This is a genomic window from Pseudomonas sp. DSV-1, from assembly GCF_035830915.1.
In the GTDB taxonomy this organism is placed as follows: Bacteria; Pseudomonadota; Gammaproteobacteria; order Pseudomonadales; family Pseudomonadaceae; genus Aquipseudomonas.
Genome location: NZ_JAYMYG010000001.1, coordinates 5,060,263 through 5,083,553 on the forward strand (window position 1 = coordinate 5,060,263; position 23,291 = coordinate 5,083,553).

General features: G+C 59.0%; 20 protein-coding genes. 7 read left to right on the forward strand and 13 right to left on the reverse strand.

The genetic code is table 11. The features are described from left to right. Positions 1-5: 5 nt before the first annotated feature. The 7 genes from VSQ83_RS23475 to VSQ83_RS23505 all read right to left on the reverse strand — a co-directional run bounded on the left by VSQ83_RS23475 (position 6) and on the right by VSQ83_RS23505 (position 9,445). A complete protein-coding gene (locus VSQ83_RS23475; protein WP_133074896.1) occupies positions 6-881 on the reverse strand; it encodes a response regulator in 876 nt (291 codons plus the stop codon). A gap of 77 nt (positions 882-958) precedes the next feature. After that, positions 959-1,720 (reverse strand): phosphate signaling complex protein PhoU, encoded by a 762-nt coding sequence (gene phoU, locus VSQ83_RS23480; protein ID WP_133074897.1) that lies wholly within the window; start codon positions 1,718-1,720, stop codon positions 959-961. A gap of 85 nt (positions 1,721-1,805) precedes the next feature. Next, on the reverse strand, positions 1,806-2,639 hold the full coding sequence (gene pstB / locus VSQ83_RS23485) for a phosphate ABC transporter ATP-binding protein PstB (protein WP_133074898.1): 834 nt from the start codon (positions 2,637-2,639) through the stop codon (positions 1,806-1,808). Positions 2,640-2,793: 154 nt separating this feature from the next. Then, positions 2,794-4,464, reverse strand: a complete 1,671-nt coding sequence (pstA, locus tag VSQ83_RS23490) for a phosphate ABC transporter permease PstA (protein WP_133074899.1) — start codon at positions 4,462-4,464, stop codon at positions 2,794-2,796. A 15-nt stretch (positions 4,465-4,479) separates the two neighbouring features. Next, entirely contained in the window at positions 4,480-6,765 is a 2,286-nt protein-coding gene (locus VSQ83_RS23495; protein ID WP_219261956.1) for an ABC transporter permease subunit, read from the reverse strand. A 219-nt stretch (positions 6,766-6,984) separates the two neighbouring features. Then, on the reverse strand, positions 6,985-7,989 hold the full coding sequence (locus VSQ83_RS23500; RefSeq protein WP_133074901.1) for a phosphate ABC transporter substrate-binding protein PstS: 1,005 nt from the start codon (positions 7,987-7,989) through the stop codon (positions 6,985-6,987). Positions 7,990-8,155: 166 nt separating this feature from the next. After that, positions 8,156-9,445: an MFS transporter gene (locus VSQ83_RS23505; RefSeq protein WP_326427626.1), complete on the reverse strand. Its 1,290-nt coding sequence runs from the start codon at positions 9,443-9,445 to the stop codon at positions 8,156-8,158. Positions 9,446-9,818: 373 nt separating this feature from the next. Here VSQ83_RS23505 and VSQ83_RS23510 point away from each other — a divergent pair, with 373 nt between their 5' ends. Both VSQ83_RS23510 and VSQ83_RS23515 read left to right on the forward strand, forming a co-directional pair. Continuing rightward, positions 9,819-10,220: an acyl-CoA thioesterase gene (locus VSQ83_RS23510; protein WP_003438129.1), complete on the forward strand. Its 402-nt coding sequence runs from the start codon at positions 9,819-9,821 to the stop codon at positions 10,218-10,220. Positions 10,221-10,277: 57 nt separating this feature from the next. Beyond that, entirely contained in the window at positions 10,278-11,177 is a 900-nt protein-coding gene (locus VSQ83_RS23515; protein WP_219261957.1) for a D-hexose-6-phosphate mutarotase, read from the forward strand. Positions 11,178-11,231: 54 nt separating this feature from the next. Here the strand turns inward: VSQ83_RS23515 and VSQ83_RS23520 are convergent, their stop codons facing one another. The 5 genes from VSQ83_RS23520 to VSQ83_RS23540 all read right to left on the reverse strand — a co-directional run bounded on the left by VSQ83_RS23520 (position 11,232) and on the right by VSQ83_RS23540 (position 14,942). Continuing rightward, positions 11,232-11,768 carry a DUF3299 domain-containing protein gene (locus tag VSQ83_RS23520; protein ID WP_019826960.1) on the reverse strand — a complete coding sequence of 179 codons (537 nt, stop codon included), beginning with the start codon at positions 11,766-11,768 and terminating at the stop codon, positions 11,232-11,234. Positions 11,769-11,849: 81 nt separating this feature from the next. Continuing rightward, entirely contained in the window at positions 11,850-12,098 is a 249-nt protein-coding gene (locus VSQ83_RS23525; protein ID WP_088378553.1) for a GlsB/YeaQ/YmgE family stress response membrane protein, read from the reverse strand. Positions 12,099-12,204: 106 nt separating this feature from the next. Then, on the reverse strand, positions 12,205-13,290 hold the full coding sequence (locus VSQ83_RS23530) for a 5-(carboxyamino)imidazole ribonucleotide synthase (RefSeq protein ID WP_326427627.1): 1,086 nt from the start codon (positions 13,288-13,290) through the stop codon (positions 12,205-12,207). An 11-nt stretch (positions 13,291-13,301) separates the two neighbouring features. Then, positions 13,302-13,793 (reverse strand): 5-(carboxyamino)imidazole ribonucleotide mutase, encoded by a 492-nt coding sequence (purE, locus tag VSQ83_RS23535; protein WP_016782937.1) that lies wholly within the window; start codon positions 13,791-13,793, stop codon positions 13,302-13,304. A gap of 231 nt (positions 13,794-14,024) precedes the next feature. Continuing rightward, entirely contained in the window at positions 14,025-14,942 is a 918-nt protein-coding gene (locus tag VSQ83_RS23540; protein WP_219261959.1) for a LysR substrate-binding domain-containing protein, read from the reverse strand. Positions 14,943-15,122: 180 nt separating this feature from the next. Between VSQ83_RS23540 and aspA the strand changes: the two genes are divergently transcribed. The 5 genes from aspA to VSQ83_RS23565 all read left to right on the forward strand — a co-directional run bounded on the left by aspA (position 15,123) and on the right by VSQ83_RS23565 (position 21,631). Beyond that, a complete protein-coding gene (gene aspA / locus VSQ83_RS23545; RefSeq protein WP_019826952.1) occupies positions 15,123-16,547 on the forward strand; it encodes an aspartate ammonia-lyase in 1,425 nt (474 codons plus the stop codon). A gap of 380 nt (positions 16,548-16,927) precedes the next feature. Then, positions 16,928-18,349 carry an alanine/glycine:cation symporter family protein gene (locus tag VSQ83_RS23550; RefSeq protein WP_326427628.1) on the forward strand — a complete coding sequence of 474 codons (1,422 nt, stop codon included), beginning with the start codon at positions 16,928-16,930 and terminating at the stop codon, positions 18,347-18,349. Between the two features lie 56 nt (positions 18,350-18,405). Continuing rightward, entirely contained in the window at positions 18,406-19,410 is a 1,005-nt protein-coding gene (locus VSQ83_RS23555) for an asparaginase (protein WP_219261960.1), read from the forward strand. A gap of 69 nt (positions 19,411-19,479) precedes the next feature. Then, on the forward strand, positions 19,480-20,472 hold the full coding sequence (locus VSQ83_RS23560; RefSeq protein ID WP_133074908.1) for an AraC family transcriptional regulator: 993 nt from the start codon (positions 19,480-19,482) through the stop codon (positions 20,470-20,472). Between the two features lie 127 nt (positions 20,473-20,599). Further along, on the forward strand, positions 20,600-21,631 hold the full coding sequence (locus VSQ83_RS23565) for a histone deacetylase family protein (protein WP_133074909.1): 1,032 nt from the start codon (positions 20,600-20,602) through the stop codon (positions 21,629-21,631). A 102-nt stretch (positions 21,632-21,733) separates the two neighbouring features. On the opposite strand, the gene pdxR is transcribed toward VSQ83_RS23565, so the two are convergent. Further along, positions 21,734-23,290: a MocR-like pyridoxine biosynthesis transcription factor PdxR gene (gene pdxR, locus VSQ83_RS23570; protein WP_326427629.1), complete on the reverse strand. Its 1,557-nt coding sequence runs from the start codon at positions 23,288-23,290 to the stop codon at positions 21,734-21,736. Position 23,291 lies beyond the last annotated feature (1 nt).

Below are 23,291 nucleotides of genomic sequence, written 5' to 3' on the forward strand. Positions count from 1 at the left end.
GCACTTCACGCACCCGGCACAAAATGCTTCTGTGCCGTGCCGTGTGCAATCAGTCGTGACAGGTAGTTCATTTTGTCGGCATCCTGATCGACAAAGCGGAAGGTCAGTTGCAGCCAGGCACTGTCCGGTTTTGGCTCATACGCCACGATGGCATGCAGATAACCATTCAAGCGCGCCACCTCGGCGCTCTCGCCCTGCTCAAGGTCCAGTACGGCGCTGTCCAGCACCTGAGGCAGCACGTCGCCGCGACGCACCACCAGCAGCGCCTCCTTAAGGCTCAGTGCCTTGATCACACACGTCTGTATACCGCTGGGCAAACGCAGTTGTCCTTGGCCACGGCTTGTCAGTGTCGGCGCGGGCACTGGGACCGGTCGCGGTGCAGGGGCCGCCGGTGCAGGGGCTACGACCTGCGCCTTGCCGCCGGTCAACGCATTGAGCGAATCATTGCCAAACGCCGAGTTCATGCGTGCCGGTGCGCTGGACATCACCGAGTCGAGCAACCCGGCCTTGGTGAACGCTTTCTTCACTTTGGACAGCAACTGCTCATTGGTAAAAGGCTTGCTGACGAAGTCCGAAACCCCTGCCTGAATGGCCTGGATCACGTTCTCTTTGTCACCTCGGCTGGTGACCATGATAAAGGGCAACGTTTTCAGCCGGTCCTGCTCGCGACACCAGCTCAACAGCTCAAGACCGGACATCTCTGGCATTTCCCAGTCGCACAGCACCAGATCGAAGGCTTCGCGGGTCAGCAGGGTCTGGGCTTTGCGGCCGTTGACCGCGTCTTCGATCCTGATACCCGGAAAATAGTTACGCAGGCAATTTTTAATCAGGTCACGAATAAACGACGCGTCATCCACCACCAGCACACTCACCTTGCTCATCGACTGCTCCTTGGATATGAACGCCCAAAAACCAAAACGCCCGGCAATGAGCCGGGCGCTTTTTAGATCAGGCTGTCTTATTTATCGTCAGGCGGCGGCGCAACATTAGCGCTATCCGCGCCGGTGCCCTGAACTTCTTCGCGCATGCGCTTGAGGCCCATGTGCCGCACGTCAGTACCGCGCACCAGATAAATCACCAGTTCCGAGATATTGCGGGCGTGATCACCGATACGCTCCAGCGAACGCAGCACCCAGATGATGCTCAGCACGCGCGAGATCGAGCGCGGGTCTTCCATCATGTAAGTGGCCAGCTCACGCAGCGCGGTCTTGTATTCGCGGTCGATGATTTTGTCGTACTGGGCCACCGACAGGGCGAGGTCGGCATCGAAACGGGCAAAGGCGTCCAGTGCATCGCGCACCATGTTGCGCACCTGATCGCCGATGTGACGCACTTCAACATAACCCCGCGGCGCCTCACCCTCTTCGCACAACTGGATGGCCCGGCGCGCGATTTTGGTCGCTTCGTCACCGATGCGCTCAAGGTCGATCACCGACTTGGAGATGCTGATGATCAGACGCAAGTCAGAGGCCGCAGGCTGACGACGGGCCAGAATGCGCAGGCATTCCTCGTCGATGTTGCGCTCCATCTGGTTGATCTGTTCATCAATCTCGCGCACCTGTTGGGCCAGGCCCGAGTCGGCCTCGATCAACGCGGTCACCGCATCATTGACCTGCTTCTCGACCAGGCCGCCCATCGCCAGCAGGTGGCTGCGCACGTCTTCGAGTTCCGCGTTGAACTGCGCGGAAATGTGATGGGTGAGGCCATCCTTTGAAATCATGGTTCTGCTCCGCAAAAGCTGTGAGCTGCGCGCTGTAAGCGGCTAGCCGAATTGTCGATACGTCGAACGGTCACTGCCGCTCAAACTAGCCATAGCGCCCGGTGATGTAGTCTTCGGTCTGCTTCTTGGCCGGGTTGGTGAACAGCGTGTCGGTGTCGCCGTACTCAACCATTTTGCCCATGTACATGAACGCCGTGTAGTCCGAAACACGAGCCGCCTGTTGCATGTTGTGGGTCACGATCACGATGGTGAACTTGGACTTGAGCTCATAGATCAGCTCTTCGACCTTCAATGTCGAGATCGGATCGAGTGCCGAGCAAGGCTCATCGAGCAGCAACACTTCGGGTTCTACCGCGATGGTGCGGGCAATCACCAGACGCTGTTGCTGACCACCGGACAGGCCCAGTGCCGATTCGTGCAGGCGGTCCTTGACCTCATCCCACAACGCCGCACCCTTGAGTGCCCATTCAACCGCTTCGTCCAGAACGCGTTTTTTGTTGATGCCCTGAATCCGCAGGCCGTAGACCACGTTCTCGTAGATGGTCTTGGGGAACGGGTTAGGCTTCTGGAACACCATACCGACGCGACGGCGCAGCTCAGCGACGTCCTCGCCCTTGCGGTAGATGTTGTTGCCGTACAGGTTGATCTCGCCTTCTACGCGGCAACCGTCTACCAGATCGTTCATGCGGTTGAAGGTACGCAGCAGCGTGGACTTGCCACAGCCCGATGGACCGATAAACGCCGTGACCCGTTGCTTCGGAATATTCAGGGACACGTCGTACAGCGCTTGTTTTTCGCCGTAGTAAAGATTCAGGCCCGGCACTTCAATGGCGACTTCTTCGTTGTCCAGGTTCAAGCTTTGTTTGGTGCGACCCAAGGCTGACATGTTGATGCCGTGGGCTGAGGATTCATGCTGCATGGGTTACTCCATACGCTAAAAATTCGTTCCGGTTTTCAGTCACCGGGTTTCTTCTGTGGGGGCGGGCTTGCTCGCGATTCAGGCACCTCGGTTTCACGTTGAAACCTTACCGATACCATCGCGGGCAAGCCCGCCCCCACAGGTCATGTGTCTATCAGCTATCCAGCGCCTTGTACTTCTCGCGCAGGTGGTTACGAATCCACACCGCCGACAGGTTCAGGGTCGCGATGACCAGCACCAGCAGCAGCGCCGTGGCATAGACCAGCGGGCGTGCAGCTTCGACGTTCGGGCTCTGGAAGCCGACGTCATAAATATGGAAGCCCAAGTGCATGATCTTCTGGTCAAGGTGCAAGTACGGGTAGTTGCCGTCCAGCGGCAGCGACGGCGCCAGCTTGACCACGCCCACCAGCATCAGCGGTGCCACTTCACCGGCCGCACGGGCCACGGCGAGGATCATGCCGGTCATCATGGCCGGACTGGCCATCGGCAGCACGATCTTCCAGAGCGTTTCGGATTTGGTCGCACCCAACGCCAGCGAGCCTTCGCGAACGGTACGCGGAATGCGCGCCAGCCCTTCCTCAGTGGCCACGATCACTACCGGCACCGCCAGCAGCGCCAGCGTCAGTGAAGCCCACATCAAGCCCGGCGTACCAAAGGTCGGCGCAGGCAATGCTTCAGCGAAGAACAAGCGGTCTACCGAACCACCCAGCACATACACAAAGAAGCCCAGACCAAACACGCCGTAAACAATGGCCGGTACACCCGCCAGGTTGTTCACCGCAATACGGATCACCCGGGTCAGGGTGTTTTGCTTGGCATATTCACGCAGGTAAACCGCTGCCAGCACACCAAACGGCGTCACGATCACAGCCATGATCAACGTCATCATCACCGTGCCAAAAATAGCCGGGAAGATCCCGCCCTCGGTGTTGGCTTCACGTGGATCCTGGCTCAGGAACTCCCAGATGTTGCTGAAATACATGGCCAGTTTCTGCCAGCTGTTCATGGCGTTCGGCTGGTAGGCCTTGACCACTTTGCCGATGCCAATTTCCAGCTCTTTGCCGTTGGCATCGCGAGCCGTGAGGCTGTCGCGGTTGAACTGTGCGTGCAACTCACCCAGGCGGTCTTCGATGGCCTTGTAACGCGCATTCAGCTCGGCGCGTTCGGCTTCCATGTCGGCTTGTGCCTGCGGGGTCAGCTTGCCTTCCAGTTCCAGCTTGCGACCATGCAGGCGGATACGCTCCAGCCCGTAGTTGATCGCGCCGATGTCTTTTTTCTCAAGCTGGCTGAGTTGCGATGCCAGGTCATTCACACGTTTGACCCGGGCTTGCAGCTCTGGCCAGGCGGCGGCACCTTCTGCCACCACCTTGCCGTTTTCTTTCACGTTAACCAGATAACCGTAAAAGTTGCCCCACTCGCGGCGCTCAATGGCCATCAGCTCTGGCGGCGTGCTCTGGTTCGTCAGCCACTCGCCGACCACCCAGGTAAAGTCGTTGCCGTTCAAGTCACGGTTGCCGACCTTGATCAGCTCGCGAGTCATGAACTCCGGGCCCTGCTCAGGGACTGGCAAGCCCGCGCTTTTCAGACGCTCGCGGGGTACTTCTTCCTTTTGCACCACTTCGCCGACCACCAGGTGATTGGCATCACCCGGCACGTTGTACTCGGCGTGGATCAGATCGGCAGGCCAGAAGTGACCCAGGCCACGCACGGCGATCACCGACAGCAAGCCGATAGTCATGATGACGGCGATGGACACCGCGCCACCGCTGATCCAGACGCCAGGAGCGCCGCTCTTGAACCAGCCTTTGAGGGAGTTCTGTTTCACAGACTTCTACCTTCCTTAAAGCGACGAATATTTCTTGCGCAGACGCTGACGGATCAGCTCGGCAAGAGTGTTCATGACAAAGGTGAACAGCAGCAGCACCAGCGCCGAGAGGAACAGCACGCGGTAATGGCTACCGCCTACTTCCGACTCCGGCATTTCCACCGCCACGTTTGCCGCCAAGGTACGCAGGCCTTCGAACAGGTTCATTTCCATGACCGGGGTGTTACCGGTGGCCATCAACACAATCATCGTCTCGCCGACCGCACGGCCCATGCCGATCATCAGTGCCGAGAAGATCCCCGGGCTGGCCGTCAGGATCACCACGCGGGTCATGGTTTGCCACGGTGTGGCACCCAGCGCCAGCGAACCCAGAGTCAGGCCACGAGGCACGCTGAACACGGCATCTTCAGCAATCGAGTAGATGTTGGGGATAACCGCAAAACCCATTGCCAGGCCCACTACCAGTGCGTTGCGCTGGTCGTAGGTAATGCCCAGGTCGTGGGAGATCCACATGCGCATGTCACCGCCAAAGAACCAGGCTTCCATATACGGGCTCATGTACAGCGACAGCCAGCCCACAAACAGCAGCACCGGAATCAGGATCATGCTTTCCCAACCATCCGGTACTCGCAGGCGGATCGACTCGGGCAGACGGCTCCAGGTGAAACCGGCAACCAAAATACCAATCGGCATCAACATCAACAGACTGAAGATCCCCGGCAGATGCCCCTCGACATACGGTGCCAGGAACAGACCGGCAAAGAAGCCCAGAATCACCGTAGGCATCGCTTCCATCAGCTCGATCACCGGCTTGACCTTGCGGCGCAGGCTCGGCGCCATGAAGTAAGCGGTGTAAATCGCGGCAGCTACGGCCAGTGGCGCAGCCAGCAGCATGGCGTAGAACGCAGCCTTCAACGTACCGAAGGTCAATGGCGCAAGGCTCATCTTCGGTTCGAAGTCCGTGTTGGCGGCGGTCGACTGCCAGACGTATTTAGGCTCGTCGTAGTTCTCGTACCAGACCTTGCTCCACAGCGCGCTCCAGGACACTTCCGGGTGCGGGTTCTTCAAGGTCAGTGGCAGCAGCTTGCCGCCCTCTTCCACGATGATGCGGTTGGCACGCGGCGACAACGCCATGATGCCAGGGCCTTCGGCAACTTTTTCGACCAGCAGGGTGCGGTGCGCAGTGCTGTGGAACACACCGATCTCACCGGCCGCATCCAGGGCCAGGAAGCCCTTGCGACGCTGCTCGGCAGTGATTTCAACAATCGGCGAAGTGCCCATCTGGAAGCTGCGAATATGCTTGAAACGTTGTTCGCCATCCGGGTCGCGGGCCATGAACCACTGGCTCAGACCGCCCTTCGAATCACCAAAGATCAGCGAGATGCCACCCACCAGCTGCGTACTGGCAGTGATCTCGGTCGTTGCGTCATCTACCAGCGTGTAACGACCGTTGAGGCTCTTGTCGCGCAGGCTGAACACATCCACCAGGGCCCGATCGTTCACCACATACAACCACTGCTGACGCGGGTCGATGTAGAGCGCTTTAACCTGCTTGGTCATTTGCGGCAGATCGATGCGGGTCTCGGTGTTCGTGACCTCTTCGGTCATCATGTTTTCTTCGCGGGCCAACGACACCACATGCAACTGCGCGCCGGTTGAACCCGCCAGCACCAGCGTCGAATCGTTCACGCTGAGGTTAACGTGATCCAGTGCCCTGCCTTGCGGGTCCAGGACGACGGGCGTTTCACCGTAGGGGTACTCAACTGCAGGGGTGATGGTCTTTTTGTTGTCCGGGTAGCTGACGCGATAGGTGTGACGGAACACCAGCGCCTGGCCGTTGGACAAGCCCAGTACAACCACCGGATTACCCGGCTGATCCTCGCCCAGCGAAGTCACTTGCGTGCCCGCTGGCAACGGCAAGTTGACCCGCGACAGCTCTTCGCCATTCTTCACATTGAAGAACAGCACCATGCCCTTGTCGGATACCCGCATGCCGACCTGATTCTGCTCCTCGACGGAGATCATCAAAGGCTTGCCGGCGTCCTGCATCCAGACCGGCGTAATCGCCTGCTTGGCATTCAGGTCGGCGCCCTGGAACAGTGGGTAAACCACATAGCCCAGGAAGAAGAAAATCAGGGTAATGGCGCCGAGCACGGCAAGACCGCCGATAAATACATACCAGCGGGTCAAGTGGTCTTTAAGCGCGCGGATACGGCGCTTGCGCTGCAGTTCAGGCGTATTGAAATCAATGCGCTTGGGAGCGGATGTCGTAGTCATTGGGGAATTGGCCAGATCATTCATGCGCACACCCTAGCGGTCCTGTATGACAGAAAGATGACAAAGCAGTGACGCAAAAAATCCGCCGCCCAACGGTGCCGGCAGCGGAGTGAAAAATGAGATGAAGCAGAAGTGAAATAACCCTGTAGTCGCTGCCGCAGGCTGCGAAGGGTTGCGCAGCAACCCGTTGATCTGAGGTCTGCGCGATCCTTTTCGCAGCCTTAGGCAGCGACTACACAGTCATTACTTCTTGGCGACGTCAGCGCCGCCTTCTTTCAGGCCCAGGTCAGCCAAGGCTTTGGCAGCGACTTTGGCTGGCAGAGGGATGTAGCCGTCTTTGACAACCACTTCCTGACCTTGCTTGGACAGAACCAGCTTGATGAACTCGGCTTCGAGCGGGTTCAGCGGCTTGTTCGGCGCCTTGTTCACATACACGTAGAGGAAACGCGACAGCGGGTATTTGCCGTTCAATGCGTTTTCTTCGGTGTCTTCGATGAACTCGGTGCTGCCTTTTTTAGCCAAAGGCACGGTCTTCACACTGGCGGTCTTGTAACCGATACCCGAGTAACCGATACCGTTCAGCGAGCTGCTGATCGACTGAACCACCGAGGCAGAGCCCGGCTGTTCGTTCACGTTAGGCTTGAAGTCGCCTTTACACAGGGCTTCTTCCTTGAAGTAACCGTAAGTGCCGGATACCGAGTTGCGACCAAACAGTTGCACCGGCTTGTTGGCCAGGTCGCCCGTCACACCCAGATCACCCCAAGTCTTGATGTCGGATTTGCCGCCACACAGACGCGTGGAGGAGAAGACAGCGTCTACTTGCTCCATGGTCATGTGTTTGATCGGGTTGTCCTTGTGCACGAACACGGCCAGGGCATCCACTGCCACCGGGATAGCGGTCGGCTTGTAGCCGTACTTCTGCTCGAAAGCAGCCAGTTCGTTGTCTTTCATCTTGCGACTCATCGGGCCCAGGTTAGCGGTGCCTTCAGTAATCGCAGGCGGCGCGGTCGAAGAACCGGCAGCTTGAATCTGGATGTTCACGTTTGGATATTCTTTCTTGTAAGCCTCGGCCCACAAGGTCATCAAGTTCGCCAGGGTGTCAGAACCAACGCTGGACAGGTTGCCCGATACACCTGTTGTCTTCACATAGGGCTGAATAGCCGGGTCAACACCAGCGGCAACCGCATTGGCAGTTGCAACGCCTGCGGCAACAAAAGTCAGGGCCGCCATAACACGCTTCAGTTTCATGCCTTACTCCTAACAAACGGGGTTAGATGAATCGGGGGCCAGTATCTGCAGGCCATGTGACTACTCTATGAACCGATTGTGACAATTAGATGAAAGGCCATCATTCGTTACAAATGATGGCCTTCAGGGAGAGGCTAACGAGGTGTCGCGACAGAAAAGCCGTCGATCAGCGCCCCTTCTTCCACAGGTAAGCACCCACCAGCAGGCCCATCGTGCAAATGATTGCCACGTAATACGCCGGGCCCATCGGGCTCTCCTTGAGCAACAAGGTCACGGCCATTGGGGTCAGGCCGCCAAAGATGGCGTAGGCCAGGTTGTAGGAAAACGACAGACCACTAAAGCGCACCACCGCCGGGAAAGCTTTGACCATCACGTAGGGCACGGCGCCGATGGTGCCTACAAACAGACCGCTCAGGGCATACAACGGGAACAGCCAGTCGGGGTGTTGCAGCAGGCTGTGATAGAAGGTCCACGAGCTGATCAGCAACCCGGCGCAACCCACCACAAACACTTTGCCCGCACCAAAGCGGTCAGCCAGGGCGCCCGAGGCAATGCAGCCCAAGCTCAAGAAAACGATCGCAAGGCTGTTGGCCTGCAACGAGGTCGTCGCAGAAAAACCGTAGATGGTTTGCAGAACCGTCGGCGTCATCAGGATGACCACAATGATCCCGGCAGACAGCAACCAGGTCAGCAGCATCGAGATCACAATCGCCACGCGGTGATCACGCAACACGGTCTTGAGCGGGACTTCAGCGGCCAGCGCCTTGCGCAGTTGCAACTCGGCGAACACCGGAGTCTCGTGCAACCAGCGACGCAGGTAGACCGAGAACAAACCGAATACACCGCCCATCAGGAACGGGATCCGCCACGCGAAATCAGAGACTTCAGCCGGTGTGTAAATCGTATTGATGGCCGTGGCCATCAGCGAGCCCAGCAGAATCCCTGCCGTCAGCCCGCAGGTCAGTGTGCCGCAGGCATAGCCCACATGGCGTGGCGGTACGTGCTCGGCCACAAATACCCAGGCTCCCGGCACTTCACCACCAATGGCGGCGCCCTGAATCACACGCATCAGCAGCAACAGGATCGGCGCCCACATGCCGATCTGCGCATAGGTCGGCAGCAAGCCCATGATCAGGGTCGGTACGGCCATCATGAAGATGCTCAAGGTGAACATCTTTTTGCGCCCCAGCAGGTCACCAAAGTGCGCCATGACAATGCCGCCCAGCGGACGCGCCAGATAACCGGCAGCAAAAATGCCGAAGGTTTGCATCAGGCGTAGCCACTCGGGCATGTCCGCCGGGAAGAACAATTTGCCGACAACGGTGGCAAAAAACACAAAAATAATGAAATCGTAAAACTCCAGCGCACCACCCAGGGCAGACAGCGACAAGGTTTTGTAGTCATTACGGGTCAACGGCCGCGAAGGCGGTGCAGCACTGGAAGGCTCTGTGATCATGGGGTAATGCTTCTCTTATTAGGCTCGGCAAAAGCTGCAACTTCGCCGGCAGGGGCTGGGCAGGTTTTGAAAGATAACAAATTGTTTGCAAAAGCACAGAGCTAGACGTGCAGCGCACGCAAAAAGCAGTATCAGGAGGTCGTCGGCCAGGCTGTCGCCCGATATACTCCCGCTGTAAGAAACACTTGGTAACTTCTGAGGTTGCTGTGCGAAAACGCCCGCAGGATGACTTCAGCCGGTTTCGCAGAGTTTCCCCTTGGCGCGGCTTATGAAGAACGTGACGAACGTAGTATGTTCGGGCTGAATCGTTTTTCTAAAGACGCTTTTTCACCCGCAGTACTCATGAAGAATCACGGGTCAGAGGCCCTTCGGCATGCTAGAGCTCGAACAAGAAGATCCAATCCCGCAAGGCGACCTCGCCTTGCAAATCACCGCCCTGCCACGTGAAACCAATGGTTTCGGTGACATTTTCGGTGGCTGGCTGGTTTCACAAATGGACCTCGCCGGTACCGCTATGGCCAGTAAGGTTGCAGGTGGCCGTGTAGCCACTGTCGCTATTGATCGCATGGCGTTTCTGGTGCCTGTGGCCGTTGGCGCGCAATTGTCGTTCTACACCCAGGCACTGGAGATCGGCCGCAGCTCGATCCAGATGATGGTTGAAGTGTGGAGTGACGACCCGTTGTCCAGCGAGTGGCGCAAAGTGACCGAAGCCGTCTTTGTGTTTGTTGCCATTGATGGCAGCGGTCGTACCCGCTCCGTTCCACCGCGTCGCTGAATCTTTCGCGGTTTGCCTGCCCACTGCTGCCTTTGCCACTGAAATAGAGAGCCTGCCATGCACCACATTGAGTCAGTCACCCTGGACGAACTGGAGTGCTGGCACTTCCAGCATGGTCAGGCACAACTGTTGATCGCAAAACAGGGCGCACAGGTACTCAGCTATCAGATAGGCGATGAGCCTCCCATTATCTGGCTCAACGAAAAAGCGCAGTACAAACAGGGCAAAGGCATTCGCACTGGCGTGCCAGTGTGCTGGCCATGGTTTGGCAATCTGGCGCTGAACCCGCAAAGCGTGCAGGCCATGCGCCTCAGTGATGAGCCTGCCACCGCTCACGGCCTGGTACGTACCCGCGAGTGGGAAGTGCTGGAGATCGATGATGCGGGCGAAGCGCTGCATATTGAACTGGGCCTGCCCCACATCGAAGGCGGCCTGCCCGGCTGGCCCCACGATGTGGCGCTCACGTTGAGCATTCGCCTCGACACCCAGTTGCACATCAGCCTCACCAGCCATAATCGCAGCGACATCCCGGTCAGCATCAGCCAGGCGCTGCACAGTTACTTCGCGGTCAGTGACGTGCGCAAGGTTCAGGTTCAAGGGGTAGAAGGCCTGACCTACATCGATACGCTCAACGACTGGGAACACGTCAAACAGTTGGGCGACTTGACCTTCAGCGGCGAAACCGACCGCATCTATCTCGACACACCGCAGCAACTGAGCATCGTCGACCCCGACTGGTCGCGCACCCTTGAGCTGACCAGCCGTGGCTCACGCTCAGCGGTGATCTGGAACCCGTGGATCGACAAGACTGCCCGCTTCAGCGATATGGCAGCAGATGGCTGGCAACGCATGCTGTGCATCGAAACCGCCAATGTGATGGACGACGTGATCACCCTGGAGCCAGGCGCCAGTCATACGATGGGTGTGAGCATTGCGAGCAAGCGGCTGAAAGCCTGATACACACAAAACCTGTGGGAGCGGGCTTGCTCGCTCCCACAAAGGTTCGGCACCCTACAAATCTTCCTCGACCACCACCCGCACCTTGCTGGCATCCAGCGCATAGGCCGCATCGGCCAGGTCATTGCTGACCTTCTCGACCTTCAGCGTGCCCATGACCCAGAGCGGCGTGTAGATGTCATCCAGCTTCAGACCCTTGGGGTAGCGCACCAGCACCAACTGATTGGGCGGCGGAGGCGGCACATGAATGCAGGCGCCCGGGTACGGCACCAGGAAGAACAGCGTGCTGCGCCCCTTGGCATCGGTTTCCAGAGGCACGGGATAACCGCCCAGACGGATATTTTTACCGTTCATGCCCGCAACGGTTTTGCTGGAATACATCACGGCCGGCAAACCCTTGCTCTGCTTCAAACCACCCTTGTCGGTAAACGTACCATTGGCCTCGGGCGAGTCATGGTCAATTTCGGGCATTTGTTCGAGGGCTTTTTGATCCGACATCGGCATCAATTCAAGCCAGTCGGTTTCGGGCAGTTCTGCCGCGTGTACCAGGCCTGAGCCCAGCAAAAGAAAAGTCAGTAGAAGACGGCGCATGCAAGGCTCGATAGAAGAAGGATTGAACGCGCGCAGTTTAGCCCTCTCTGCGGCTGGCGCAGAGAGAACCAAAGCGTTAAATCAGGACTTTTTCGACACCATGCCGTAGATGATCAGCAAGATCACAGCACCTACCACGGCACCGATAAAACCGGCACCCTCGCCCGCCTTGTAGATACCCAGCGCCTGGCCACCATAGGTAGCCGCCAGCGAACCGCCGATACCCAGCAGGATGGTCATGATCCAGCCCATGCTGTCGTCACCCGGTTTCAGGAAACGGGCCAGCAGGCCAACGATCAAGCCTATGAAAATGGTTCCGATGATGCCCATGGGCGCTTCCTCTTGATTAGATGGCGTTTTACCAAAGCCTAGTCAGCACTTTGGCATCACGCCATCAGAGAGCAGCGACAACCCAATGGTTCCCGGCGAAAGCGATTTACGCTTCGTCGATCAGGGCTTCAACCTTGAGGATTTGCGCTTGCAGCGTGGTCATGTCTGCGCAGCGCAGGTTGGCGTGACCGACCTTACGGCCGACCTTGAACGCCTTGCCGTAGTGATGCAGATGGCAATCAGCAATCGCGATCACCTTTTCAACGGGCGGCACACTGCCGATGAAGTTGAGCATGGCGCTCTCACCGACCTTGGCCGTCGAACCCAGCGGCAAGCCAGCAATGGCCCGCAAGTGGTTTTCAAACTGGCTGCACTCGGCGCCCTCAGTGGTCCAGTGCCCGGAGTTGTGCACACGCGGGGCAATTTCGTTGGCCTTGAGGCCACCGTCGACTTCGAAAAACTCGAATGCCATCACGCCGACGTAATCCAGCTGCTTGAGCACACGGCTGGAGTAGTCTTCAGCCAAAGCTTGCAGCGGGTGATCCGTGCTGGCGACCGACAGCTTGAGAATGCCGCTGTCGTGGGTGTTGTGGACCAACGGATAGAAGCGGGTCTCGCCATCACGACCGCGTACGGCGATCAGCGACACTTCACCGGTAAACGGTACAAAACCTTCCAGCAGGCACGACACGCTGCCCAGTTCGGCAAACGTGCCCACTACATCGGCCGGTGTGCGCAGCACTTTCTGGCCCTTGCCGTCATAACCCAGGGTGCGGGTCTTGAGCACGGCAGGCAGGCCGATAGTGGCTACTGCCGCATCCAGGTCCGCCTGGGACTGAATGTCGGCAAACGCCGGCGTCGGAATGCCCAGGTCCTTGAACATGCTCTTTTCGAACCAGCGGTCGCGAGCAATGCGCAGCGCTTCGGCACTTGGATACACCGGGACGAATTGCGACAGGAAAGCCACGGTTTCAGCTGGAACGCTTTCGAACTCAAACGTCACCAGGTCGACTTCATCGGCCAGTTGCCGCAAGTGATCCGGGTCGCTGTAATCCGCACGCAGATGTTCGCCCAGCGCGGCTGCGCAGGCATCGGGAGCCGGGTCAAGGAAAGCGAAGTTCATGCCCAGCGGAGTGCCCGCCAAGGCCAGCATGCGGCCCAGTTGGCCGCCACCGATTACACCGATTTTCATCGTCAGAAACCTCAGGCTACGCGCGGGTCTGGATTGTCCAGCACGCTGTCTGTCTGTTCAGCACGGAATGCTTTCAAAACGGTATGGAACTGCGGGTGTTTGGCACCCAGGATGCTCGCCGACAACAGGGCCGCGTTGATCGCGCCCGCTTTGCCGATGGCCAGGGTTGCAACCGGAATGCCTGCTGGCATTTGTACGATCGACAGCAGCGAGTCGACGCCCGACAGCATGGCCGACTGCACCGGAACACCCAGTACAGGCAAATGGGTTTTAGCCGCACACATGCCTGGCAGGTGGGCTGCGCCACCGGCACCAGCGATGATGACCTCGATCCCGCGGCCTTCGGCCTCTTCGGCATACTGGAACAGCAGATCCGGAGTGCGGTGGGCAGAGACCACTTTCACTTCGTAAGGAATGCCGAGTTTTTCCAGCATATCGGCGGTGTGGCTGAGGGTGGACCAATCGGACTTGGAGCCCATGATCACGCCTACCAGTGCACTCATCGTCGCGCCTCTTCTCTTGGGCGCCCGCAGGCGCGTCAAAAAACAACAAGCCACGTGGAGGATCCGACGTGGCTTGTTATAGGAATTAAGGCCGGTCAAGCCAGCCGAAGGCCGCGCAGTATACCGCAAAGAGGTGTTTTGACAGCACCTTTGGCGACCATCTGTCCTGCACGGTAAAAACGGCCCGGACGCCCGGTTTTATTGACTCTAAGGTCAAATGAAAAAATCACCTCAGGCCGGCGTTGGCGCCTGGCCGGTCGGGTTCTCCAACTTGCGCCACAACAACCGCACGTTGGCCTTGCGCACCAGGGCGCAGCGGTACAGGCGAATCTCCAGCGGCACATGCCATTGCGGGCCACCACACACCACCAGCTCACCTCGCGCCAGCTCGGCACGCACGCTCAGGTGCGGCACCCAGGCAATGCCCAACCCTTCCAGGGCCATGCTCTTGAGGCTGTCGGCCATGGCCGTTTCATAAATAGTGGTGAAGCGCAGGCTGCGCTGGCGCAGCAGCAGATTCACCGAGCGGCCCAAAAACGCGCCAGCGCTATAGGCCAGCAACGGCACACTGCCTTCACCTTCAAGGTCAAACAACGGCTTGCCGTCTGCATCGGCCGCACACACCGGGAGCATTTCGGTGTTGCCCAGGTGCAATGACGGAAAAATCTCCGGATCCATCTGCAAAGCAGCGTCCGGATCGTAGAAAGCCAGCATCAAATCGCAGCCGCCTTCGCGTAAAGCATGCACCGCGTCTCCGACGTTAGTCGCAACCAGCCGGGTGGCGATATTAAGACCTTCATTACGCAATTGGGCGATCCACCGCGGGAAAAACCCCAGCGCCAGGGAGTGTGCGGCAGCCACTTGCATGACCTCGCCCTGCCCGCCTTCGAGGTGATGAAGATGACGCAACACCTCACCCAACTGCTCGACCACCGTACGTGCCGTAACCAAAAACAGCTGACCGGCCGCAGTCAACTCCACCGGGGTGCGGGAACGATTCACCAAGGTCAGCCCGAGCGCCGCTTCAAGGCTTCGAATACGCCGACTGAAGGCCGGTTGAGTGACGAAACGACGCTCTGCCGCCTGGGAAAAACTGCGAGTAGCAGCCAGGGCACTGAAGTCCTCTAACCATTTACTTTCGAGATTCATCGAGTCCTCCCGGACGCGCACCAAAATGGGTCACACGCTCGACGCGCCTGCCGCGTCACGTCGCCATTATGCCGTTTATGCATAGGATAGTGTTTAAAGGCATTGGCCCAAAATAGACTGCAGGCCTAGGATTCGCAGCGTTCCGGCCCAGACCGGGTTCATATCGAGATGATTTCTATCATGTCCTCCGCTGCATCTTTCCGTACCGAAAAAGACCTGCTTGGCGTACTCGAAGTACCGGCTCAAGCGTATTACGGCATCCAGACCCTGCGAGCGGTGCATAACTTCCGCTTGTCCGGCGTCCCGATCTCGCACTACCCGAAGCTGGTTGTGGGCCTGGCCATGGTTAAACAAGCCGCCGCTGACGCCAACCGCGAGCTGGGTCATCTGAGCGACGCCAAGCACGCTGCCATCAGCGAAGCCTGTGCCCGCCTGATCCGCGGCGATTTCCACGAAGAGTTCGTGGTGGACATGATTCAAGGCGGCGCTGGCACTTCAACCAACATGAATGCCAACGAAGTCATCGCCAACATCGCGCTGGAGGCTATGGGCCACCAGAAGGGCGAGTACCAGTACCTGCACCCTAACAACGACGTCAACATGGCGCAGTCGACCAACGACGCCTACCCGACTGCGATCCGTCTGGGTCTGCTGCTGGGTCACGATGCCATGCTTGCCAGCCTCGACAGCCTGATCCAGGCGTTCGCCGCCAAAGGCGTTGAGTTCAGCCACGTGCTGAAAATGGGCCGCACCCAACTGCAAGACGCCGTGCCTATGACCCTGGGTCAAGAGTTCCGCGCGTTTGCCACCACTTTGGGTGAAGACCTGGCACGTCTGAAAACACTGGCACCAGAGCTGCTGACCGAAGTGAACCTGGGCGGTACGGCCATCGGTACCGGCATCAACGCCGACCCGCGCTACCAATTGCTGGCCGTCAACCGCCTGGCAACCATCAGCGGTCACCCGCTGGTACCGGCTGCCGACCTGATCGAAGCCACGTCCGACATGGGCGCCTTCGTACTGTTCTCCGGCATGCTCAAGCGTACCGCGGTCAAACTGTCGAAGATCTGCAACGACTTGCGCCTGCTCTCCAGCGGCCCACGCACCGGCATCAACGAAATCAACCTGCCAGCGCGTCAGCCAGGCAGCTCGATCATGCCAGGCAAGGTCAACCCGGTTATTCCGGAAGCCGTTAACCAGGTTGCGTTCCAGATCATCGGTAACGACCTGGCACTGACCATCGCTGCCGAAGGCGGTCAACTGCAACTGAACGTGATGGAGCCGCTGATCGCCTTCAAGATCTTCGACTCGATCCGCCTGCTGCAACGCGCCATGGACATGCTGCGCGAGCACTGCATCGTCGGCATCACCGCCAACGAAGCACGCTGCCGCGAACTGGTCGAGCACTCGATCGGTCTGGTGACTGCACTGAACCCGTACATCGGCTATGAAAACGCCACCCGTATCGCCCGTATCGCCCTTGAAAGCGGCCGTGGCGTACTGGAACTGGTGCGCGAAGAAGGCTTGCTCGACGACGCCATGCTCGACGACATCCTGCGCCCGGAAAACATGATTGCTCCGCGTCTGGTGCCTCTCAAGGCCTGATGCTGTAACACGCTCACCAGGTCGAGGGACTAGACACCTCTCACCTTTTGAGGGCCTGCAGATACGTCTGCAGGCCCTTTTTTTTGCCTGAAAAAAGGGCAAATCGGACACAAACTGATGCCTTTTAAGACGACTCACACATGAAAAATCAATCACTTATGCAGACGCTTCCTGCGCTCCTAGGTATAGTGCCGCCCCTCTTCCTGTGCCCGGGCCCAGCACCAGCGGCCATCGCCAGCACGGAAACAGCATCGTAAACCAAGCAGCAACATGGCCAGGGTCACATTGATCGCCTACGTTTATGCCTTGCTCAAGCAGGTGTAACGCGATATTTCGATCCTCCCGTGTTGCCATCAGATAAAAACAGCGAGGAATAATCCATGCTTGAAGTCATCAATGACTTCCTCTCAGGGAAAGTGCTAATCGTGCTTATGGTCGGGCTCGGTGGCTACTTCACGATCCGCTCGCGTTTCGTTCAGTTTCGTTACTTCCTGCACATGTTTTCGGTATTCAAAGACAGCCTGCGCAGCAGCGCCGGTGAACTGAGCTCGTTTCAGGCATTGATGCTGAGCCTGGCCGGCCGTGTAGGCGCGGGCAACATTGCCGGTGTCGGCATCGCCGTTACTCTGGGCGGACCGGGTGCCGTGTTCTGGATGTGGGTCACCGCACTGGTCGGCATGTCCAGCAGCCTGATCGAATGTTCCCTGGGCCAGCTGTACAAGCGTCGTGACGCTGAAGGCCAACTGCGTGGCGGTCCGTCCTTCTATATGAAGCATGGCCTGGGCAAATTGTGGATGGGCCAGTTGATGGCCGTGCTGCTGCTGATCACCTTCGGCTTCGCCTTCATGGGCCTGCAAGCCCACGCCGTAACCCACTCGCTGCAAGATGCCTTCGGTTTCGATGTCAGTTACTCAGGGCTGGCCATCGCCATTCTGCTGGGCCTGGTGTTTATAGGTGGTATCAAACGTATCGCTTCGGTGGCTGACCTGCTGGTACCGATCAAAACCCTGGCCTACATCGCCGTGACCCTCTACGTGATCGTGCTGCAATTCGACCACGTGCCAGCCATGCTGGGCCATATCGTCAAGAGCGCCTTCGGCCTCGACCCGGTGTTTGGCGGCCTGATCGGCAGTGCGATCGTGATGGGCGTCAAACGTGGTGTATTCGCCAACGAAGCCGGTCTGGGCAGCGCCCCGAACGTGGCCGCCGTGGCCGATGTTGAACACCCGATCGCCCAAGGCGTGGTTCAGGCGTTCAGCGTATTCCTCGATACATTCGTGATCTGCACCTGTACCGCCTTGCTGATCCTGCTCTCGGGCTTCTACACCCCGGGCTTTGAAGGCGACGGCATTGCCCTGACCCAGAACTCCCTGGCGGCCGTAGTCGGCGAGTGGGGCCGTGTGTTCATCAGCGTGGCCCTGGCGTTGTTCGTGTTCACCTCGATGCTCTACAACTACTACTTGGGCGAGAACAACCTGCGCTTCCTGGTCGGCGAAAGCCGCAAGGCGCTGATTGGCTACCGCGCACTGGTGCTGGTATTGATTTTCTGGGGCTCGATCGAAAACCTGCAGACCGTTTTCGCGTTCGCCGACATCGCCATGACCATGCTGGCCTTCGTTAACCTGATTGCCCTGGCGATGCTGTTCAAGATCTGCATGCGCGTGCTCAAGGACTACGATGACCAGCGCCGTGCGGGGATCAAGACACCGGTGTTCGATTCCAGTAAATTCCCGGATCTGGATCTGGACCTGAAGGCCTGGCCGCCAAAACCGGCCGACAAGGTCGAAGAAACAAAACGCTGATACTTGACGCGGCGGTTCTCCAGAACCGCCGCGTTTTTGCTTATGGGGACTCAACAATGACTGCAGCCACTCACCACCCTTCCCAACGCGTCATGGTGCTCTACACCGGGGGCACCATCGGCATGCAAGCCAGCGCCGGTGGCCTGGCGCCAGCGTCGGGTTTTGAAGCGCGCATGAGCGAGCACCTCGCCAGCCAACCGGCGCTGACAGTGCCGCAGTGGTCCTTTCGCGAGATGAGCCCGCTGATCGACAGCGCCAACATGACGCCTGCCTACTGGCTGCGCCTGCGTGGCGCGATCATCGAAGCCATCGAGCAAGATGGCTGCGATAGCGTCCTGGTCCTGCACGGCACTGACACGTTGGCCTACAGTGCGGCGGCGATGTGCTTTCAATTGCTGGGCTTGCCAGCACCGGTGCTGTTCACGGGCTCCATGCTGCCAGCAGGCGTACCGGACAGCGATGCCTGGGAAAACGTCAGCGGTGCACTGCAGGCTCTGGGCCAAGGCCAGCCTCACGGGGTTCAGCTGTACTTCCACGGCAAATTGATGGCCCCGACACGTTGCGCAAAAGTCCGCAGCTTTGGGCGCAACCCGTTTGTCGCGTTGACGCGCAACGGCGGCGTGGCAAAAGCCACATCACTGCCGGACGAGCTGGCCTACAACCATCCAGGGCACGAAGCCAGTGTGGGTGTATTGCCGCTGGTACCGGGAATTGGCGCAGCCCAGCTCGACGCACTGCTCAGCAGCGGGATCGAAGCGCTGGTGCTCGAATGCTTCGGCAGCGGCACTGGCCCCGGCGATAACCCGGACTTCCTGGCCAGCCTGCAACGGGCGCAGGAGAACGGCATTTTGGTGGTAGCCATCACTCAATGCCATGAAGGCGGTGTGGAACTGGACGTATACGAAGCTGGCAGCCGTTTGCGTGGGGTTGGGGTGCTGTCGGGGGGTGGCATGACCCGTGAAGCCGTGTTCGGCAAACTGCATGCCCTGCTCGGTGCCGATTTGCCGCTGGCTGAAGTCCGGCGCCTGATCGAGCTGGACGTGTGCGGGGAACTGGCCTGATCGACGCGTAGCTGCGCCCGCCCGGCACACAACTTGCTCGCTTCCTGCACCTCCATGCAGGAAACGAGCATGCTCCACTCTCATCTCACAACGCTCAACGCCGTTTCGCTGGTGCTCAGCACCTTCAATGCCGAAGGCTTGTCCAGCGAAGCACTGTTGGCGGGTAGCGGCATCCGGGCGGCGGACTTGAGCCGCGCAGACACACGCATCACGACCAATCAGGAGATGCGCGTGTGCGCCAACGCCGTGGCCTTGCGCCGCGAAATCGGCCTGGAGCTGGGCCGGCGAATGCATGTGTCGTCCTACGGAATGCTGGGTTACGCCCTACTCACCAGTGCCACCTTAGGTGACGCACTGCGTCTGGCTTTACGCTACCCGGCGCTGCTGGGAACACTTTTTGAGCTCAGCCTTGAGGTCGAAGGAGATCAGGTGTGGTTCTGCGCCAGCGGGTATGGCGAAGGCCCACAGCTCGCGGTATTCAATACCGAGTTATGCCTGGTTTCGCTCAAGGTCATTTGCGAAGACCTGCTCGGCCAACCGTTGCCACTATTGGGTGCACGTTTTGCCCACAGCGCGCCCGATTACCACGCCAGCTACGGGCAAAGCTTCGACTGCCCGCGCGTGTTCGAGGCCGACAGCAATGCGTTCGCTTTCGCCAAACGCTGGCTTGACCATCCCTTGCCGCTGGCCGATGCCGTTACCCATCAGGCGATGGCCGAGCGCTGCCGTAAACAGAACCTGGAATTCACCGGGCGGCAAACCTGGCTGGAACGCATCCGCCAACTCCTTGGCGCACAGATGCACGCCGCCCCGGGGCTTGAGGGGCTGGCCGAACAAATGAACTGCTCGCCGCGTACTCTGCGTCGCCATTTGCACGACGTGGGATGCAGCTATCAAACCCTGCTCGACGACTTGCGCTTCGAACGGGCCAAGCTGCTGCTCAACGACACCGATTGGCCCATCTACCGGATTGCCGAAACCCTGGGTTTCAGTGAGACCGCGAGCTTTCGCCACGCCTTTGTACGCTGGAGCGGGGTTGCCCCCAGCCAGTTCCGTGTTTGATTCAGGGGCGAATTTCGGTCAGTGATGTTGGCCACATCCATCCCCTTTTGGCCGCTCCTGCCGTTCTCTCAAACACCCCGGGCCGCAAAACTGTAGGCCACCGCCAAAGCCTTGGGAGAACAAGAACATGCTGACGATCTACTCGGACGATCATCACCTGCATCATGGCCGCTGTGAGTTGATGGACGGGCAATTGATGCCTTGCTTCGAAATGCCCTCTCGCGCCGACCATATTCTGCAGCGGGTACAAACCCGCGAACTGGGACCGGTGCGCGCGCCGCAAGACTTTGGTCGGGGCCCCATCGAACGTATCCACAGCGCCGCGTACCTGGATTTTTTCCAGGGCGCCTGGGATCGCTGGACAGAACACGGTCGTGACGGCGACTTGCTGCCATACACCTGGCCAGCCCGAACCTTGCGCGCAGTTTTGCCCACCAGCCTCCACGGCCAGCTCGGTTATTACAGCTTTGATGGCGGCGCCCCCATTACTGCGGGTACCTGGCAAGCGGCCTACAGCGCAGCGCAAGTCGCCCTGACCGCCCAGGCCGAGATTCAAAACGGCGCCCACAGCGCTTTCGCACTTTGCCGCCCACCCGGGCATCACGCCGCCAGCGACTTGATGGGCGGTTATTGCTACCTGAACAACGCAGCAATCGCAGCCCAGGCGTTCCTCGACCAGGGCCGTCGCAAAGTGGCGATCCTCGACGTGGACTATCACCACGGCAATGGCACGCAGTCGATTTTTTATGAGCGCAGCGACGTGCTGTTTACCTCGATCCACGGCCACCCTGAAGCCGAGTTTCCGTTCTTCCTGGGCTACGAAGATGAACTGGGCGAAGGACCGGGCGAAGGTTTCAACTTCAACTATCCCCTGGCCGCAGGCTCGGCCTGGGATCGCTGGAGCGCAGCACTTGAATTGGCCTGCACCGAAATCGAAAGCTACGACGCTGACGTCATCGTGGTTTCACTGGGTGTGGATACGTTCAAGAACGACCCGATTTCCCAGTTCAAGCTCGACAGCCCGGACTACCTGCGCATGGGCGAACGCATTGCTCGCCTGGGTAAACCGACGCTGTTTGTGATGGAAGGCGGCTACGCCGTTGAGGAAATCGGCGTGAATGCGGTGAACGTGCTTGAAGGGTTTGAAAGCGCGCAATGATCAAGCCCTGCCTGTGGGAGCGGGCTTGCTCGCGATTCAGCCGGTGCGGTCTGTCTGAATTAATGCGGTGCCCCTCTCGCGAGCAAGCCCGCTCCCACAGGTTCAACGGCTGCCATTCCACACCTTGCCCAGCCGCTCCAGCGCCGCCTTGATCTCCACTTCGGGCACCGCTGCAAACCCCAGCACCAGCCCCGCTCTTTTATCCACAGGCTCAATCGAGTCTTGCTGCCAATAACTGCTTAACCCGTTGATTTCCACGCCGGCCGTTTTGGCCTGCGCCAACAGTGCCTGCTCCCGCGCAAAGCTCGTCACCGGCACGGCAACATGCAACCCCGCAGCGATGGTCGGCATCGGCCCCACCCCGTCCAGCGCATGGGGCCAATTGGCCAGCAACACATCCCGTCGACTCAAGGCCGCACGACGCATCCGCCGGATGTGCCGCTGAAAATGCCCCGCCGCCATAAACTCAGCCATGACCGCCTGGGTGCTGACTTCCGAATGGCGCATATCGAGGGATCGGCGCCGGGCAAATGGCTCGGTCAAGCCTTTGGGAAGCACCAGGTACCCCAGGCGCAATGCCGGAAAGGCCACCTTGCCGAACGTGCCGACATAAATCACCCGACCACTACGGTCCAAAGCCGCCAACGGGGCCAGCGGCGCACCGCTGTAACGGTATTCGCCATCGTAGTCGTCCTCGACAATCCAGCCCTGGGTGCGCTCAGCCCAGGCCAACAGTTCCAAACGCCGGGCCAGGCTCAGGGTCACACCGCTCGGGTACTGGTGAGAGGGCGTCACGTAGGCCAGCCGACAGTTACTCAAGTGTGCCAGTGCCGAACAATCCATACCGTCCTCATCCACCGCTACACCCTGCACATGAGCCCCGGCAATCGCGAACGCATAGGCTGCTGCGCGATAGCCCGGATTCTCCACAGCCACCCCCTCGCCCGGCTCCACCAGCAGCTGTGCACAAAGGCTAATCCCCTGCTGCGCACCACTAGTGATCAAAATTTGATCACTGGTGCACGATAAACCCCGCGAAGTGCGCAAATACGCCGCAATAAGTCCACGCAAGCGTTCATCACCAGCCGGATCGCCGTAACACAGTTGCTGCAAGTCTGGCTTACGCCAAAAAGCCGCCTGCAGCTTGCTCCATACCTCGAAAGGGAATAAGTCAAACGCCGGTACCCCCACTCGAAATGCACGAGGAACTCCACTGGGAGGCAGGTCAAGGGCATGCTTTGCGACCCGGCTCAAAGCAGTGCTGTGGATAACTTTACTGGATGTAATTACAGGTAATTCAGCCTGTTTTGTGGATAACTCTGGGGATAAGTCTGTTGAAAACCCTGTGGATAAGTTGGTGGACAACTTTTTTATCGGCAGCGCTTTTTCAGGCAGTTTTGCGACATAAGTGCCATCACCCACTCGCCCCTCAATAAACCCCTCGGCATACAACTGGTCATAGGCCCGCACCACGCTATTACGGGAAATACCAAGAGCAGTGGCCAGGTCACGGCTGGCCGGCAACCGCGCACCGCCACTCAACCGACCATCGAGCACGCGCTGGCGCAATGCCTGATACAGCTGACGGCTCAGCCCTTTTTTCGGATCAAGCTCGATTCCGGCAGGGTTGAAGGCGATGGAAAGCGCTGAATCCGACATG

What these genes read in the sequence shown, in the direction of transcription:
- pstB (WP_133074898.1), bottom strand. Translation starts at nt 2,639, where the DNA reads ATGCAGCATGAATCCTCAGCCCACGGCATCAACATGTCAGCCTTGGGT.
- VSQ83_RS23515 (WP_219261957.1), top strand. Translation starts at nt 10,278, where the DNA reads ATGCACCACATTGAGTCAGTCACCCTGGACGAACTGGAGTGCTGGCAC.
- VSQ83_RS23495 (WP_219261956.1), bottom strand. Translation starts at nt 6,765, where the DNA reads ATGAATGATCTGGCCAATTCCCCAATGACTACGACATCCGCTCCCAAG.
- VSQ83_RS23505 (WP_326427626.1), bottom strand. Translation starts at nt 9,445, where the DNA reads ATGATCACAGAGCCTTCCAGTGCTGCACCGCCTTCGCGGCCGTTGACC.
- VSQ83_RS23555 (WP_219261960.1), top strand. Translation starts at nt 18,406, where the DNA reads ATGACTGCAGCCACTCACCACCCTTCCCAACGCGTCATGGTGCTCTAC.
- phoU (WP_133074897.1), bottom strand. Translation starts at nt 1,720, where the DNA reads ATGATTTCAAAGGATGGCCTCACCCATCACATTTCCGCGCAGTTCAAC.
- VSQ83_RS23520 (WP_019826960.1), bottom strand. Translation starts at nt 11,768, where the DNA reads ATGCGCCGTCTTCTACTGACTTTTCTTTTGCTGGGCTCAGGCCTGGTA.
- VSQ83_RS23525 (WP_088378553.1), bottom strand. Translation starts at nt 12,098, where the DNA reads ATGGGCATCATCGGAACCATTTTCATAGGCTTGATCGTTGGCCTGCTG.
- VSQ83_RS23565 (WP_133074909.1), top strand. Translation starts at nt 20,600, where the DNA reads ATGCTGACGATCTACTCGGACGATCATCACCTGCATCATGGCCGCTGT.
- VSQ83_RS23510 (WP_003438129.1), top strand. Translation starts at nt 9,819, where the DNA reads ATGCTAGAGCTCGAACAAGAAGATCCAATCCCGCAAGGCGACCTCGCC.
- VSQ83_RS23475 (WP_133074896.1), bottom strand. Translation starts at nt 881, where the DNA reads ATGAGCAAGGTGAGTGTGCTGGTGGTGGATGACGCGTCGTTTATTCGT.
- VSQ83_RS23560 (WP_133074908.1), top strand. Translation starts at nt 19,480, where the DNA reads ATGCTCCACTCTCATCTCACAACGCTCAACGCCGTTTCGCTGGTGCTC.
- purE (WP_016782937.1), bottom strand. Translation starts at nt 13,793, where the DNA reads ATGAGTGCACTGGTAGGCGTGATCATGGGCTCCAAGTCCGATTGGTCC.
- VSQ83_RS23500 (WP_133074901.1), bottom strand. Translation starts at nt 7,989, where the DNA reads ATGAAACTGAAGCGTGTTATGGCGGCCCTGACTTTTGTTGCCGCAGGC.
- VSQ83_RS23530 (WP_326427627.1), bottom strand. Translation starts at nt 13,290, where the DNA reads ATGAAAATCGGTGTAATCGGTGGCGGCCAACTGGGCCGCATGCTGGCC.
- pdxR (WP_326427629.1), bottom strand. Translation starts at nt 23,290, where the DNA reads ATGTCGGATTCAGCGCTTTCCATCGCCTTCAACCCTGCCGGAATCGAG.
- VSQ83_RS23550 (WP_326427628.1), top strand. Translation starts at nt 16,928, where the DNA reads ATGCTTGAAGTCATCAATGACTTCCTCTCAGGGAAAGTGCTAATCGTG.
- aspA (WP_019826952.1), top strand. Translation starts at nt 15,123, where the DNA reads ATGTCCTCCGCTGCATCTTTCCGTACCGAAAAAGACCTGCTTGGCGTA.
- VSQ83_RS23540 (WP_219261959.1), bottom strand. Translation starts at nt 14,942, where the DNA reads ATGAATCTCGAAAGTAAATGGTTAGAGGACTTCAGTGCCCTGGCTGCT.